This window comes from Streptomyces sp. NPDC046759 (genome assembly GCF_040645475.1).
Lineage (GTDB): Bacteria > Actinomycetota > Actinomycetes > Streptomycetales > Streptomycetaceae > Streptomyces.
In genome coordinates, this window is record NZ_JBEYYJ010000001.1 from 398,435 (window position 1) to 413,185 (window position 14,751).

The window sequence follows — 14,751 nt, forward strand, 5'->3', positions numbered from 1 at the left end:
GGCTTGCCCGAAGATGTCTGCCCGGAGTGCCGCGTGGCACGGCTGCACCGGCCGCTCGGGGCGCGGGACCGGCGACGGTGGAGCGTGTGCGCCGTGTGCGCCGTGTGCGCCGTGTGCGCCGTGCGACGGGTGACGTCTCAGGAGAGGCACAGCCTGACGACGGGGGTTTTGTCCTGGCCGGAGCGGACTGCATGATGGCGGACCGGCGCCGCGTTCACCGGCGCCGGCCACCGCACCACCGATTCGAAAGGCCCCTCGTGCCCAGCAAGAAGGCCCTCGTCCGCCGCCCCAGCCACCGCCTCGCCGAAGGCCTGGTGACGCACATCGAGCGGGAGAAGGTCGATTTCGGGCTCGCCGTCGAGCAGTGGGAGGCCTATGCCGAGGCCCTGCGCACGCACGGCTGGGAGACCATCGAGGTCGACCCGGAGGACGACTGCCCGGACTCGGTGTTCGTCGAGGACACCGTCGTCATGTACAAGAACGTGGCGCTGATCACCCGGCCGGGCGCGGAGTCCCGGCGCGCGGAGACGGTCGGCGTGGAGGAGGCGGTGGCCCGCCTCGGCTGCTCGGTGAACTGGATCTGGGATCCGGGCACGTTGGACGGGGGTGACGTCCTGAAGGTCGGCGACACGGTGTACGTGGGCCGCGGCGGGCGGACCAACGCGGCCGGTGTGCAGCAGGTGCGGGCCGCCTTCGAGCCGCTGGGCGCGCGCGTGGTGGCCGTGCCGGTGAGCAAGGTGCTGCACCTGAAGTCGGCGGTGACCGCGCTGCCCGACGGCACGGTGATCGGGCACATCCCGAAGGTCGACCGGCCGTCGTTGTTCCCCGGTTTCCTGTCCGTACCGGAGGAGTCCGGCTCGCACGTGGTGCTGCTCGGCGGGCACAAGCTGCTGTTGGCGGCGAGCGCCCCGATGACCGCGGAGATGCTGACCGATCTCGGCCACGAGGTGGTCGCGGTGGACATCAGCGAGTTCGAGAAGCTCGAGGGATGTGTGACGTGTCTCTCGGTGCGGCTGCGGGAGCTGTACGCCTGACGGGTGGTTCCCTCACGCTGAAGGTCCCGGGATCCGCGGGCCCGGGGCCGTCCTCGATGTCGGGGCAGTGCCGGGGAAACCGCGCGGCCGTGCGCCGCGGCGGCCGGTCCGGCCCCGCTGATCAGCAGCCTTTACGGAGGCCTTAACCTACGGCTTCGTAACCTACGGCTTCGTAGCCTACGATCACGTAGGTTCCGGCACCGCTCGCCGGACCGCCCTCATGCCTCCCCGTTGTTCGGCGTCCCCCTGGAGTTCCCGTGACGATCACCTCTCCTCACCTCGGCAGCCCGTCCGCATGGACCGACGCGCGGCTGCTCTTCGCGCTGGAGGAAGTGGTCGAGAACGAACTGAACCGGCATCTGAAGGTAGCCAAGGACTGGATGCCTCACGAGTACGTGCCGTGGAGCGACGGCCGCAACTTCCCCGGCCTGTTCGAGGACGGGGAGGCCTGGGACAAGGACCAGTCCGAGGTGACCGAGATCGGCCGTATCGCGCTCGTGGTCAACCTGCTCACCGAGGACAACCTGCCGAGCTACCACCACGAGATCGCCTCGCTCTTCGGCCGCGACGGCGCCTGGGGCACCTGGGTGCACCGCTGGACGGCCGAGGAGGGCCGGCACGGCATCGTGATGCGCGACTATCTGCTCACCTCGCGCGCGGTGGACCCGGACAAGCTGGAACGCTTCCGTATGGCACACATGAGCGAAGGGTTCGAGTCCGACAACCGGCACTCGATGCTCCACTCGGTCGCCTACGTCGCCTTCCAGGAACTGGCCACCCGGATCTCGCACCGCAACACCGGTCACCAGTCCGGCGACCCGGTGTGTGACCGCATGCTGGGCCGCATCGCGACCGACGAGAACCTGCACATGATCTTCTACCGCAACCTCCTGAAGGCCGCGTTCGAGCTGGCCCCCGACCTGACCATGCAGGCGGTGCGGGACGTCGTGGTGAACTTCCGCATGCCCGGACACGGCATCCCCGGCTTCGAGCGGGCCGCCGCGCAGATGGCCATCGGCGAGGTGTACAACCTGCGCATCCACCACGACGACGTGCTGCAGCCCGTGCTGCGCTTCCTGAAGGTCATGGAGATCGACGGGCTCGGCGCCGAGGGGCGTCAGGCGCAGGAGGAACTCGGCCTGTTCATGGGCGGGCTGAACGCGGAGGCCTCCAAGTTCGACGAGAAGCTGGCCGCACGCAAGGCGCGGATGGCGGCGCGCGCGGAAGCCTGACCGACACGGCCGGGCGGCGGTCCCGCGCACCCGTCTCGCATCCGCGGGCGGCAACCCTCGTGCGGCCCGTCCACGGCCTTCGGCATCGTGCCCGCATGCGGGCTCGCACCAGGGCGGCACAGGCCGTCGGCTTCCTTGTGAGGCTCGTCGACGAGCGGACCGCGGCACGGATCCGGGGTGGACGGGCCTGCCGCGCTCCCGAACGGCCTGAAAGTCCTCGCAGCGCCCCGGCGCGAACTGCTGCCGGCGAGGGGCACGGTGCACCTCGGCGACGGCGTGTACGCGCCCGCGCCGCCCACCGCTCCGATCGACCGCTTCGAGGGCAGACCGCTGAGGGGGCGTCGGAGAAGCGGCAGCGGTTCTGGACGCAGGTGTTCACGAGCACGGGCCGCGGCGGACCGCGCCCTGCCGGTCATCCGGCGCCGCGCGGTGGTGCGGTGCGGTGCACGCTGCGGACGGCCATCACGTCGGCCGGGACCTCGGGCTCGGGGACGTGGGAACTGAGGTCGGCGAGGCGGCGCTTGACGCTGGCGGCGATGCCGGTGCCGAGGCGGTAGCGGGTGGCGGTGGGTGCGTGGACTGCGTGGTCGAGGAGGCGGTGGGCCTCGCGGCTGCGCATGCCGGTGTGGGCGAGGACGAGATGGCTCAGGCGGTGCTCGGCGCCCGCGAGGGCACGGCCGATGGCGTCGGTGGCGGTGAGGTCCAGCCGGTTGTCCTCGGCCGCGAGAACCGCGGCGGCCCGGACCCGGCCCAGGTCGAGCAGGGTGACCCCGGCCGTGGCGGCGGCAGCCACCAGCCGGGCGGCGGCTCGCGGGCCGATGCCGTTGCCGGCCGCGGACAGCCGGGTGAGCCGCCCGTGCGGGGCGCGGTCCAGCGCCGCGGCCAGTCGCAGGGCGCCGGCGTCCCCCAGCCGAGCGGCGGAGACGTACAGTTCGTCGACCGCGCCGGCGGCGACCACCTCGGCCAGCGCCTGGGCGCCCGGCTCCCCCAGCGGGTTGCCGCCGACGAAGAGCCGTTCGATGCGGCGTCCGCCGTCGGCCGCGGCCAGCAGCGCGTCGGCGAGAACGGCAAGGCCCGCCGGGTCCAGCCCGGTCTGCACCAGGTCGAGGGTGCGCAAGCTGCGCGCCGACTCGATGAGTTCGGCGGCCGCCTGCCCACCTGCGCCGCCCAGCGGGTTCCGCTTGAGCCAGACGCCCGTGACGACCTGGGGGGAGGCGCGCAGCTGATCGGCGATCCGGCAGGCACCGGCCGCGGTGATGCCGTTGCAGCCCAGATAGAGGGTCTCGACGGCCGTGCCCGCCCCGGCCACGGCGGCGGCGCCGTCGTCACCGAGCGCATCCGTGCCGAGCAGCAGATGCCGTACCGGAGAGGGCCCTTGGGCCAGGGCACCGGCGATCAGCGCGGCGCCCTGCGCCCCGACGGCCTGTTTGCACAGGTCGAGCCGCCCGTCCGGCAGAGCCGTACCGGCCGCGAAGTCCAGCCGCTGCCCGGCCGGGCGTCCGGCACGCAGCCAGTCCAGCAGGGGCACGAGGTCGGCGAGCGGGCGCGGAACGACCTGTGGAACCCCGGCGAACCCGGTCGCTGGCTCGCCGCTCGTCCCCGCGCTCACCATGCCGCCTCCCGGTAGTCCTTCAGGAACACGCCCGACACCGGGTCACCGGCCTCGCCGCGCACGATCGGGTCGTACACCCGGGCCGCCCCGTCGACCACGTCCAGGGGCGTGCGGAATCCGGCGCGCGCCATGCGGGTCTTCTTCGGTGCCGGGTTCTCGTCGGTTATCCAGCCGGTGTCCACCGCGCACATGTGCACACCCTGCGCGGCGAGTTCGCCGGCGCTGGTGCGGGTGAGCATGTTCAGGGCGGCTTTGGCCATGTTGGTGTGCGGGTGACCGGCCGTCTTGTTGCGGACGGCGAAGCGGCCCTCCACGGCGGTCACGTTGACCACGTAGCGGCGCGGGTGCGGCGAGGCGAGCAACAGCGGCAGCAGCCCGTCGCACAGCAGGGCCGGGGCGAGCGCGTTGACCAGTTGGGTCTCCAGCACCTCGGCCGGGTCCAGCGCGCCCAGCCGGGCCGACCAGGAGTTCTGCGGGGACGGGTCGGGCAGCAGACCGGCCTCGTCGGCCTCGCGCAGCAGCACGGGCAGGGCGGCGGCCGAGCCGGGCAGCGTCCGCATCGGTGCGAAACCGGGCGCCTGCCGGGCACCGTGGGGCAGTGCGTCGGCTTCCCCGGCGGCGAGCAGCGCGTACGACTCGGGTGGCCGGCGCACCGTCTGGGCCGCGTTGTTCACCAGGACGTCGAGCGGCCGGCCCTGCCGCCTGAGGTCCTCGCACAGGCCGAGGACCTGGCGCGGGTCGCGCAGGTCGACGGCGATGACGGTCAGCCGCTCCAGCCGGCGCGTGCTGCCCGCGGCGGCCCGGAAGCGACGCATGGTGTCGTGCGGGAAACGCGTGGTGACCAGCACCTCCGCACCGTCGCGGAGCATCATCAGGGCCAGTTGGAAGCCGATCTTCACCCGGCCTCCGGTGAGCAGGACACGGCGGCCGGTCAGGTCGGTGCTCAGGGCGCGGCGGGCCGTGTTGTCGGCCGCGCAGCGCGGGCAGAGCCGGTGATAGAACGAGTCGACCTGTCGATAGGGCGACTTGCAGACGTAACAGGTGCGCGGCTTGCGGAAGACGCCTTCGGCGCCGGCCTCGCCGAGGGGGGCGTCCTCGCGCCGGTCGAGGGCTCCGGTGGCCGTCGCTGCCATGGCCGCCGCGTCGGCCGCCGACGCCTGCGCGCCGCGCGCCCTGCGGCGCCTGAGCCTGCCGTCGCGGGCGAAGGAGGCGGCGACCTGTTCGGCCCGCAGCCGCACCGGGTCGTCCTCGGGCAGCGCGCGGAGCTTGCCCACCACCTGGTGGAAGGCCGCCAGTTCCGCCTCGGTGACCACCGGCTCCGCCTCGGTGACCGTGTCACCGGCGGGGTCTCTGGCGGTGTTCCCGGCCCGGTGTGCGGTGCTGTCTGCGGCCCGGGTTCCGACGGGCCGGTCCGCGGTCCCGGTGCTCGTCTTCCCGGTCGCCTCGCCCATCCGTCCCGCCCGCCCCATTCCGTCGCACCGCGGTGGTCCCGACCGGATTCCAGCCGGCGTGACCGCCTGAGCAGGAGGCGAGTCTGCCTCTGCTCCGCAGGACCCCGAGACGCGTCCGGACGACCGGATTCGAACCGGTGTGTCCCGCATGCCATGCGGGTGCGCCTGCCTCTGCGCTACGTCCGGACGCGCCTCTGGATCTTAACCGCAGACCCCGTCGCGGCCCATGGGCCGACCGGAGCGGTTCAGCGGGGGTCCGCCGGCGTACGCGGCAGGTCTTCAGCGGGGCGTCCGCCGGGGTGCGCGGCAGGAGTTCAACGCGAGGTCCGCCCGGAGTGCGCGGCAGGAGTTCAATTCGAGGTCCGCCGGAGGGCGAGGCGCTCCTTCTCGGACAGGCCGCCCCAGACGCCGAAGCGCTCGTCGTTGGCCAGCGCGTAGTCCAGGCAGGCCGGCCGCAGCTCGCACATGGCGCAGATGCGCTTCGCCTCGCGTACCGAGCTGCCGGGCTCGGGGAAGAAGAAGTCCGGCCCGGTCTGCGCGCACAGGGCCTGCGCCTTCCAGGTGTCGTCGGCCGGGTTGATCGTTTCGGAGTGCATGAGCAGGATCGTGTCGCTCGGCGAAAAACGTTCGATCAACGCCGGGTCAACGCCGCCGGCGGGGCCTCCGGCCACCCCGATGATCCTCCCCCGCCTCGCACGGGCGCACGGCGGCGCGCGGGGCGCCGCGGAAACCCGCGGAACGCGTCCGGTCACCCAGGGTGAGGGTGCGATCAGGTCCGGCGCGTCGCGGTCTTCCGGCGGCGTTTGTCAGTGGGCGGTGCCAGACTCGGCAGTGCAGAGGACGGGACCCCTTTCGAGGAGGGCGAAGATGCTCACCACCCGTTTCGTCGACGGCGCCCCTAACTGGATCGACATCGGCACCCCGGACATCGACGGCGCCATCTCCTTCTACGGCGGTCTTTTCGGCTGGCAGTTCCAGTCGGCGGGGCCGGACGCCGGAGGCTACGGATTCTTCCAGCTGGGCGGCAGGACCGTCGCGGGCGGCATGCAGTCCGGCCCCGAGCAGGGCCCGCCGGCGTGGACGGTGTACTTCCAGACCGCGGACGCCCAGGCCACGGCCAAGTCCGTCGAACAGGCCCATGGCAGTGTGCTGGTCCAGCCGCTGGACGTGATGGGCCAGGGCCACATGGCCGTACTCGCCGACCAGGCACACGTGCCGTTCGGCATCTGGCAGCCCGGGCAGACCAGGGGCGTCGACGTGGCGAACGAGCCGGGTGCGCTGTGCTGGGTCGAGCTGTACACCCCGGACGTCGCGGCGGCCGCCGCCTTCTACCACCGGGTGCTGGGCCTGGAGACCTCAGCCGTGCCGTTCCCGGGCGGCACGTACACGTGCGTCAACCCGGCGGAGGGCGGGGACGACGCGATGTTCGGCGGCATCGTGCCGCTGGCCGATGCCCCGTCCGAGGCCGAGGGCGGCCCGTGCTGGCTGCCGTACTTCGAGGTCGAGGACACCGACGCCGCGGTCGACAAGGTCCAGCAGCTCGGCGGGACGGTGCGCATGCCGGCGACGACGATGGAGGGTGTCGGCCGCATGGCCAAGTTCACCGACCCCTACGGCGCCCGCTTCGCGGTGATCAGGAGCGAGCCGCAGCAAGGCTGAGCCGGTCGGCCCACCGGGCCGGGGCCGCCCGCGCGGCGGCTGGTGCTGTGACCGGAAAGGTGTGCCGGAAGGCTCGCGGCGTCCGGTGCCGGGGGCACCTCCCACGCCCTTCAGGCACTGGGGGAGCATCGCAAGGCGGAGCGTCGCCCGCGTACGGGATGTACCCGGGTGAGGCGACAACGCGGCGAGGTCCCGTGCCGGGTGTCGCGAGCCGGTGACCTTTCCGGCCGCAGCACTAGGCGGACGCCCGTCGGATCAGCGTGGTCGGGAGGATCACGCCGCCGGCGGCAGCCCGCTCCGCAGTGGCTCCGGTCCGGTCGCGGCCGTCGGACAGCCCACGCAGCAGCAGGCGGGCCATCAAACGCCCCATCTCCTCGATGTCCTGACGGACCGTCGTCAGGGGTGGATCGGCCTCTTCGGCGACGGGCAGCATGTCGTCGAATCCGATCACGGCCACGTCCCCGGGCACTCGCCGGCCGCTCGCACGCAGCACGCGCAGGGCACCGAGCGCGGTGAGGTCGTTGGCGGCGAACACGGCGTCCGCGTCCGGGCAGCGGTCGAGGAGTTCCCGCATGGCGCGTTCGCCCCCGGCCGGGGTGAAGTCGCTCTCCACCACGAGCCGGGGATCGTTCCCGCCCGGTATCTCGTTCATGACATCCCGGTAGCCGTCGAGCCGGTCCACCGCCGACGTCTGGTCCAGGGGGCCGGTGAGGTGCGCGATGCGGCGGCGGCCGAGGCCGACCAGATGCCGTACGGCCGCGCGGGCCCCGCCCCGGTTGTCGCAGTCGACGTACGCCACGCCCGGAATTCCCGCCGCCCGTGCCGGACGCGCGGCGGCGGCCGCCCGGCCTTCGTCGCCCCAGCCGGGCCGTCCGCCGAAGACGGTGGGCACGCCGGCGTCGTGGATGAGACCGGGCAGCGGGTCGTCGAGGTGCAGCGAGAAGACGAGCGCGCCGTCGACATGGCCTCCGGCGAGATACCGGGCCACGCGGGCGTGATCGTCACGGCCCTCGGTGAGCAGCAGCACCAACTGGTTGTCTTGGGCGGTCAGTTCCTTGCTGATGCCCCGCAGTTGCAGCGCGAAGAAGGGGTCGGCGAAGACCCGTGTCTCGGGCTCGGCGATGACGACCGCCACGGCGTCGTGCCGCCGGGTGACGAGGCTGCGCGCCGCCTGGTTGGGAACGTACCCCAGCTCCGCCACGGCCTGCCGGACCCGCTCGGCCAGGGGTTCGCGCACCCCGTCGCCGCCGTTGACGACCCGCGACACGGTGGCCCGGGACACACCGGCCCGCGCGGCCACGGCCTCCAGCGTGGGACGCGACACTGCCTCGGTCACTTCGGGACTCCTCATCGGCGGCTGCCGGTCAGGATAACCGCGTGGTGAACGCGCCGTCCGCGCCGCGACGGGGGCTTGCCTCAAGGCTGGTTAGGGGCTCGCGCCGCCGGCCGGCGGGGGTGCCGGTGCTGGTGCTGGTGCCGGGTCCCGGTTCGGGTGCCGGTCCTCGTGGTTCGGGTGCCGGTCCTGGTGCGGGTACCGGTCCTGGTGCCGGTACCGGTCCTGGTGCGGGTGGCGCCATGTTTCTCGGCGGGTACGGCGGCGATCACGACCGACTCGCCGACCGCCGATTGCCGAATGCCGACTGGCCGGGAGGCCGGGAGGCCGTGCAAGTGGTGGCGGAACAGCGGCTGACGGGCCCCGGCGGCGCCCCGCTCGGCCGCCGCGACCGGATCCTCCCTCCTGCCTCCTCCCCCCGGGGGCCCGGCGCTGCGTCCGGCCACACCAGTGGGCCGAACCGCGGGCCGGCGGGGCCAAACCAGTGGGCCGGGCCCGTGGGGCCAAACCAGTGGGCCGGACCGGTCGGGCGGGCGGGCCGCTCGTCCAGGGCGCGGAAGCGCTCTGTCGGTCGGCCCGGGCAGTCGGGCCGCCCCCGCAGTGACCGACGGGGTCGCCTCCGGTCGGGCCGGCCGGGTGCGAGGACGGCGGCGTGCCCGATGCGGCCACGCCTTCAGGACGTGGACCCCGGCCGGGCCCGGCTCGGCTGGACGCGCTTGGGCTCGCCGGGCATCTTCGGGTACTCGGGCGGGTAGGGCAGATCGCCCAGGCCGTGGTCGTGCTCGTCGCGGCGGGCCAGCTCCAGCAGGGCGTCCAGGGAGTAGGCGTGGTCGTCCATGTCGGCGTGCACGTCGCCGAGCTCGGCGAAGCGGGCCGGCATGGTGGCGAGGTCGAAGTCGGCCGGGCGGGCGACGCCGACCTCCTCCCAGCGCAGGGGCGCCGAGACGGGGGCGTCGGGGCGGGGGCGTACGGAGTAAGCGGAGGCGATGGTGCGGTCGCGCGCCGTCTGGTTGTAGTCGAGGAAGATACGGCGGCCCCGCTCCTCCTTCCACCACTTGATCGTCACCTGGTCCGGCATCCGGCGTTCCATCTCCCGGCCGACGGCGATCGCGGCGCGGCGCACCTGGGTGAAGGTCCAGCGCGGTTCGATCGGGACGAACACGTGCAGGCCCCGGCCGCCGGAGGTCTTCGGCCAGCCGCGCAGTCCGCCGAACTCGTCCAGGACGGCGCGCAGTTCGTGCGCGGCGCGGACCGCGTCGTCATAGTCGGTGCCGGGCTGCGGATCGAGGTCGATGCGGAGTTCGTCGGGGTGGTCGACGTCCGCGGCGCGCACCGGCCAGGGGTGAAAGGTGAGCGTGCCGTACTGAGCGGCCCAGACGACGGCGGCCTGCTCGGTGGGACACATCTCGTCGGCGCTGCGGCCGCTCGGGAAGGTGATGTGGGCGGTCGGGATCCAGCCGGGCATGCCCTTCGGGGCGCGTTTCTGGAAGAACCACTCGCCGCCCACCCCGTCCGGGTAGCGCTCCAGGGTGGTGGGGCGGTTGCGCAGCGCGCGCAGGATGCCGGGGCCGACGGCGACGTAATAGCGCGCGAGGTCCAGCTTGGTGAAGCCCCGCTCCGGGAAGAAGACCTTGTCCGGGCTGGACAGCCGTACGGTCCGGCCGGCCACCTCCAGTTCCACCGCAGCACCCATGCGGCCACGGTAGGCGCACGCCGCACAGCTCGCACACCGGGCGCCACGCCGCGTATGCGAGCAGAATCGGAGCATGGATCTGCCGGTGATGCCGCCCGTGAAACCCATGCTCGCCAAGTCCGTGGCGCGGATCCCGCCCGGCATGCACTACGAGGCGAAGTGGGACGGCTTCCGTTCGATCGTGTTCCGGGACGGCGCCGACGTCGAGCTGGGCAGCCGCACGGGAAAGCCCTTGACCAGATATTTCCCCGAGCTGGTCGAGGCGCTCGAGGAGCGGGTGCCCGCGCGGTGCGTGCTGGACGGGGAGATCGTCATCGCGCGGGACGGCCATCTGGACTTCGACGCGCTGACCGAGCGGATCCACCCGGCCGACTCACGGGTGCGGATGCTGGCCGAGAGGACACCCGCCTCCTTCGTCGCCTTCGACCTGCTCGCCCTGGACGACCAGTCCCTGCTCGACGTACCGCTGACCGATCGGCGGGCCCTGCTGGAGCGGGCGCTCGCCGGCGCGACACCGCCGGTCCATGTGGCGCCTGCGACGACGGACATCGAGGTGGCGCAGCGGTGGTTCGAGCAGTTCGAGGGCGCCGGCCTCGACGGGGTGGTCGCCAAGCCGCGCGACCTGCGCTATCTGCAGGACGAGCGGGCCATGTTCAAGATCAAGCACGAGCGGACGGCGGACGTCGTGGTGGCCGGGTACCGGTTCCACAAGAGCGGGCCGGTGGTGGGCTCCCTGCTGCTCGGCCTGTACGACGGCGACGGGCGGCTCCAGCACGTGGGCGTGTCGGCCGCCTTCTCGATGAAGAAGCGGGCCGAACTGGTGCAGGAGCTGGAGTCGTTGCGCATGGACGACGTGGCCGGGCACCCCTGGGCGGCCTGGTCGGACGAGGCCGCCCACGAGACGGCCCGGCTGCCGGGTGCGCCGAGCCGCTGGTCCGGCAAGAAGGACCTGTCCTGGGTGCCGCTCCGGCCCGAGCGGGTCGCCGAGGTGGCCTACGACCACATGGAGAGCGGCCGGCGCTTCCGGCACACCGCCCGCTTCCGCCGCTGGCGGCCGGACCGTACACCGCAGAGCTGCACCTACGCCCAGCTGGAGGAGCCGGTGCGCTACGACCTCGCGGAGATCCTCGGCGAGAAGGACCGCGGCTGAGCCGGGCGGGACCCGCCGCGCGTACGAGGAGTACGGCCGTACGAGGAGTACGGCGCCGGCAGTGATCAGCCTGCGGTGATGGCGCTCAGCACGCGGGGGATGATGCGTTCGCGGAACGCGACGGCCGACGCGCCGTGAATGATTTCCCGTGCGGTGATCCCCTCGTGCATCGCGGTGACCAGAAGGGCGATGTCGCGCCTGTCTTGCGGTGCGGTGTCGTGAAGGAGGCCGGAGAGGATTCGGACCATACCGGCGATGAGACGGTCCTCGCGGGGCGCCAGCTCGGCGGCGATGCCGGGATTGCGCCCGGCGTGAAGGGTGAACTCCATGGAGGCGAGGAACCACTGCTCGTCATCGCGGCGGTGGGTGGCGAGCAGTTCGAGGACTCGCCGGGCCGCGGACTCGCCGCCGGCGTCGTCGTGCGCGGCACGTTCGAGATTGCCGAGGATACGGTCGGTCTCGGTGTCGTAGAGCGCGAGGAACAGGTCTTCCTTGCTCCGGTAGTTGGAGTAGAAGGCGCCGCGGGTCAGGTTGGCGTGCCCGCAGATGTCGCTTATGGAGGTTGCGTGGTAGCCGCGCTCGATGAACAGTGTGCGGGCGCTGTTCATCAGGGCGGCCACCGTTCGTGGCCGGGTCTTCGTCGGCGACTTGGGCATCGTGTACCTGGTCAGCCCTTCGCGTAGTCGTCGTGGAATCCTGCGCCGCTCTTCACGCCGAGCCGGCCCCTGCTGATGTAATCACGCAGCACCGCACGGGGGCCCTCCGGGTACTCGGGGTGTTCGGCTGCGTAGTGCTCCTCGATGTCGAGCACGACGTCCAGGCCGACCTGGTCCATCATCCGGAACGGTCCGCGCTCGAGGCCGGTGTTGACGCGGAAAATCGCATCGATGTCCTGCGGGGTGGAGACTCCTTGCGCCACGAGTTCCAGGCATTCCCGCTTCACGGCCGCCCATACCCGGTTGAAGATGAACCCGGTGCTCTCCTTGTGGGCTTCGAAGGGTGACACACCGAACTCGGGGAGGGTGGCCAGCACGAAGTCCAGCACGGCGCGGTCGGTCTTGCCGCACGACATCACGTCGACCGCGTTCTGCGTGGGCGGCATATAGAAGTGGATGTTGAGAACGCGCTCGGGATGCCGGACGTGGTCGAGGAAGTTGCTGCTGGCGTAGGACGAGGAGTTGCTCGCCAGGATCGCGTCCGCCGGGACGATCGCGTCCAGGTCGCCGAAGATCTTCTTCTTCAGTTCGAGCCGTTCCGGGACCGCCTCGATCACCAGCCACGCGTCCTGGACCGCTGCGGCGAGATCCGCGGTGGCGACCGCGGTACCCGGCCTGCCCCCCGGGAGACGTCCGGCGACCTCGGCGACGTTGTGGCCGACATAGTTCACCGCCGCTTCGCGCTGTGACCGGGAGAGATCGTAGATCCGCACGAGGCCACCACGGGTGGCGAACATGAGCGCCATGCGGCGGCCGAGAGTTCCGGCGCCGATGACAGCCACCGGACGGGATGCGTAGTCGGTGGGCAGGGTGGAGCTCACGGCACTCACTCCTTCCGTGAGGTCTCCGCCGCGGCCTTCGCGGCGGGGAGAGGGGGAGAACGACGCCCTGTGAGGTGCGCGCCCCGAAACGAGTACAGCATGAATCCGATACATACTGTATGCGTTTCGGGAACGGATGGGCCGGTGCGGGCCGGAGAGTGAGATGTGCAACGCGTAGGTTCCCGGCCGTGAGTGGGGAAGTCACCCGAGGTTTCGGCGGGTGATCAGCTCGAGCAGACGGAGTACGGCCACGTCCGCTTCCGGTCGCCGTACGGCGACGACGGTGGTTCTCAGATAGGGCGACTCGCCCCGCAGAGGAACGAAGGCGACCCCGGGCACGGGAAAGCCGCGGAGACGTTCCGGCAGCAGGCTCACGCAGAGCCCGGAGGCGACGTAACCGATCAGGCCCGTGAGATCGTCGGCCACCGCGCGGCTGCGAGGTATGAACCCCGCCTCGTGGCAGGCGAGTTGCACTTGCTGGGCCATGGCCGGCAATGCCGCGGCGCCGGGCAGGACGAAGTCCTCGTTCCGCAGGTCCTCCAGGCCGATGTCGTCGGCTTCGGCCAGAGGGTGGTCGTGCGGTACGGCCGCGGCGATGCGCTCGACGGCGAATTCCTGGGTGACAAGGTCGGCCGACAGGGGCGTGGGGTCACGGATGAACCCCAGGTCCAGCGTGCCGGAGCGCACCATGTCAGCGAGCGTTGCCGTCGGCTCCTGCCGCAGATGGATGCGCAGCCCTGGCAGTTCCTCGGCCGACGCCCGGAGGAGTCCGGGCAGGTAGTAGTGGCCGAGGACGCTCACGTATCCCACCCGGACTTCTCCGTCCAGGCCGCTCGCGACCCGCCTGACCCGCTCGATGGCAGCGGCCTGGGCGTCGAGGAGCCGCTGTGCGTCGACGGCGAACGCCTCGCCCGCCGGAGTCAGGGTCACCCCTCCCGGGCCCCGCTGGAACAGCTGCACGCCCAGTCCTCGCTCCAGGCGCTGGATCGACTGACTGAGCGGCGGCTGACTCATGGAGAGACGTTCCGCGGCGCGGCCGAAATGCTTCTCGTCGGCCACCACCAGGAACTTCTCCAGCAGGCGCTTTGTCAGGCTGATATCGTCACCCATATGGATCACGATTAAATTATATATTGGACAGAATTGCATCGAAGGGCATCCACTGGACGCCGGGTGCTCACCGATGAATCGGGCGCCCTGTTCGAGAATTCGATGCGAGGTCGAGATGGACAAGCAAGAGGTCGCACGGCTGGTCACCACACCGCTGGATTCCCCTGCCTACGCACCCACCCGGTACCGGTTCAGCGACCGTGAGTATCTCAATGTCGTGTACCGCACCGATCCTGAAGTGCTGCGCCGACTCGTGCCCGAGCCGCTGACGGTCAGCGAGCCGCTGGTCCGCTTCGAGGTCATGCGGATGCCCGACACCACTGGCCTGGGTGACTACACCGAGGCGGGTCAGCTCATTGCCGTCGAACACGACGGCGAGGCGGGTGAGTTCAACCTGGCCATGTACGTGGACAGCGTCCCCGCGATCTCCAGCGGACGCGAATTCAGCGCCTACCCGAAGAAATCCGGTTCCCCCGCCCTCTACGTCGACTCCGACACCTTGATCGGAACTCTCGACTACGGCACCGTGCGCGTGGCGACGGCCACCATGGGCTACAAGCACCGCGCGATGGATCTCGGCGAGGCCCGCGCGGAAGTCTGCCTGCCCAATTTCATGATCAAGACCGTGCCGCACTACGACGGCACGCCCCGGATCTGCGAACTGGTCCGCACCCAGATCACCGATATCACCGTCAAGAGCGCTTTCACCGGCCCCGCACGGCTGCAGCTCTTCGCCCACGCGATCGCTCCGCTCGCTGATCTGCCCGTCCTCGAAGTGGTCAGCGCCAGCCACATCGTGACGGACCTGACCCTCAACCCCGTCGAGGCCGTTTACGACTACCTCGCCTGATCGGGTTCGCCGTGCCGCGTGCCCGGGCACGTCCGGCCATGGGGGAATCGAGATCGTGTCCGCGAAGCGGCACCGCCTGAGGGGCACCTC

13 protein-coding genes and 1 tRNA gene are annotated in these 14,751 nt (G+C 71.6%); 5 read left to right on the forward strand and 9 right to left on the reverse strand.

Annotated features, from left to right (window positions below):
- Positions 1–257 precede the first annotated feature (257 nt).
- Positions 258–1,034, forward strand: coding sequence for a dimethylargininase (gene ddaH, locus ABZ919_RS01850; RefSeq protein WP_361241225.1), 777 nt, complete (start codon positions 258–260; stop codon positions 1,032–1,034).
- 257 nt (positions 1,035–1,291) lie between these two features.
- Positions 1,292–2,266, forward strand: coding sequence for an acyl-ACP desaturase (locus ABZ919_RS01855; protein WP_361241228.1), 975 nt, complete (start codon positions 1,292–1,294; stop codon positions 2,264–2,266).
- A gap of 412 nt (positions 2,267–2,678) precedes the next feature.
- Here the strand turns inward: ABZ919_RS01855 and ABZ919_RS01860 are convergent, their stop codons facing one another.
- From ABZ919_RS01860 to ABZ919_RS01875, 4 genes are all read right to left on the reverse strand, one after another.
- On the reverse strand, positions 2,679–3,878 hold the full coding sequence (locus ABZ919_RS01860) for a ribonuclease inhibitor (protein ID WP_361241231.1): 1,200 nt from the start codon (positions 3,876–3,878) through the stop codon (positions 2,679–2,681).
- The gene (locus ABZ919_RS01865) at positions 3,872–5,191 is read right to left on the reverse strand and encodes an SDR family NAD(P)-dependent oxidoreductase (RefSeq protein ID WP_361241805.1); all 1,320 of its coding nucleotides are present in this window, start codon (positions 5,189–5,191) and stop codon (positions 3,872–3,874) included. Before ABZ919_RS01865 ends, ABZ919_RS01860 begins: the two co-directional genes overlap by 7 nt.
- Positions 5,192–5,443: 252 nt before the next feature.
- A tRNA-Ala gene (locus ABZ919_RS01870) sits at positions 5,444–5,515 on the reverse strand.
- 164 nt (positions 5,516–5,679) lie between these two features.
- Complete coding sequence (locus ABZ919_RS01875; protein WP_361241234.1) at positions 5,680–5,925, reverse strand: WhiB family transcriptional regulator; 246 nt, start codon at positions 5,923–5,925, stop codon at positions 5,680–5,682.
- Between the two features lie 271 nt (positions 5,926–6,196).
- Between ABZ919_RS01875 and ABZ919_RS01880 the strand changes: the two genes are divergently transcribed.
- Entirely contained in the window at positions 6,197–6,988 is a 792-nt protein-coding gene (locus ABZ919_RS01880) for a VOC family protein (RefSeq protein ID WP_361241237.1), read from the forward strand.
- 235 nt (positions 6,989–7,223) lie between these two features.
- Here ABZ919_RS01880 and ABZ919_RS01885 read toward each other — a convergent pair whose 3' ends face one another.
- Entirely contained in the window at positions 7,224–8,324 is a 1,101-nt protein-coding gene (locus ABZ919_RS01885) for a LacI family DNA-binding transcriptional regulator (protein ID WP_361241240.1), read from the reverse strand.
- Between the two features lie 670 nt (positions 8,325–8,994).
- Positions 8,995–10,014, reverse strand: coding sequence for a non-homologous end-joining DNA ligase (ligD, locus tag ABZ919_RS01890; RefSeq protein WP_361241243.1), 1,020 nt, complete (start codon positions 10,012–10,014; stop codon positions 8,995–8,997).
- Positions 10,015–10,087: 73 nt separating this feature from the next.
- Here ligD and ABZ919_RS01895 point away from each other — a divergent pair, with 73 nt between their 5' ends.
- Entirely contained in the window at positions 10,088–11,164 is a 1,077-nt protein-coding gene (locus tag ABZ919_RS01895) for an ATP-dependent DNA ligase (RefSeq protein ID WP_361241246.1), read from the forward strand.
- 65 nt (positions 11,165–11,229) lie between these two features.
- Here the strand turns inward: ABZ919_RS01895 and ABZ919_RS01900 are convergent, their stop codons facing one another.
- The 3 genes from ABZ919_RS01900 to ABZ919_RS01910 all read right to left on the reverse strand — a co-directional run bounded on the left by ABZ919_RS01900 (position 11,230) and on the right by ABZ919_RS01910 (position 13,934).
- A complete protein-coding gene (locus ABZ919_RS01900) occupies positions 11,230–11,772 on the reverse strand; it encodes a TetR/AcrR family transcriptional regulator (RefSeq protein WP_361241249.1) in 543 nt (180 codons plus the stop codon).
- A 59-nt stretch (positions 11,773–11,831) separates the two neighbouring features.
- On the reverse strand, positions 11,832–12,701 hold the full coding sequence (locus ABZ919_RS01905; RefSeq protein ID WP_361241252.1) for a 3-hydroxyacyl-CoA dehydrogenase family protein: 870 nt from the start codon (positions 12,699–12,701) through the stop codon (positions 11,832–11,834).
- A 201-nt stretch (positions 12,702–12,902) separates the two neighbouring features.
- The gene (locus tag ABZ919_RS01910; RefSeq protein ID WP_361241255.1) at positions 12,903–13,934 is read right to left on the reverse strand and encodes a LysR substrate-binding domain-containing protein; all 1,032 of its coding nucleotides are present in this window, start codon (positions 13,932–13,934) and stop codon (positions 12,903–12,905) included.
- On the opposite strand from ABZ919_RS01910, the gene ABZ919_RS01915 reads away from it, so the two are divergent.
- Positions 13,927–14,661 carry an acetoacetate decarboxylase gene (locus tag ABZ919_RS01915; RefSeq protein WP_361241257.1) on the forward strand — a complete coding sequence of 245 codons (735 nt, stop codon included), beginning with the start codon at positions 13,927–13,929 and terminating at the stop codon, positions 14,659–14,661. The two genes, ABZ919_RS01910 and ABZ919_RS01915, sit on opposite strands and share 8 nt — an antisense overlap.
- The last annotated feature ends 90 nt before the right edge of the window (positions 14,662–14,751 follow it).

Excerpts from the sequence above, each read along its gene's own strand:
- ABZ919_RS01860 (WP_361241231.1), bottom strand. The coding sequence starts at position 3,878 with ATGGTGAGCGCGGGGACGAGCGGCGAGCCAGCGACCGGGTTCGCCGGG.
- ABZ919_RS01875 (WP_361241234.1), bottom strand. The coding sequence starts at position 5,925 with ATGCACTCCGAAACGATCAACCCGGCCGACGACACCTGGAAGGCGCAG.
- ABZ919_RS01880 (WP_361241237.1), top strand. The coding sequence starts at position 6,197 with ATGCTCACCACCCGTTTCGTCGACGGCGCCCCTAACTGGATCGACATC.
- ligD (WP_361241243.1), bottom strand. The coding sequence starts at position 10,014 with ATGGGTGCTGCGGTGGAACTGGAGGTGGCCGGCCGGACCGTACGGCTG.
- ABZ919_RS01895 (WP_361241246.1), top strand. The coding sequence starts at position 10,088 with ATGGATCTGCCGGTGATGCCGCCCGTGAAACCCATGCTCGCCAAGTCC.
- ABZ919_RS01900 (WP_361241249.1), bottom strand. The coding sequence starts at position 11,772 with ATGAACAGCGCCCGCACACTGTTCATCGAGCGCGGCTACCACGCAACC.
- ABZ919_RS01915 (WP_361241257.1), top strand. The coding sequence starts at position 13,927 with ATGGACAAGCAAGAGGTCGCACGGCTGGTCACCACACCGCTGGATTCC.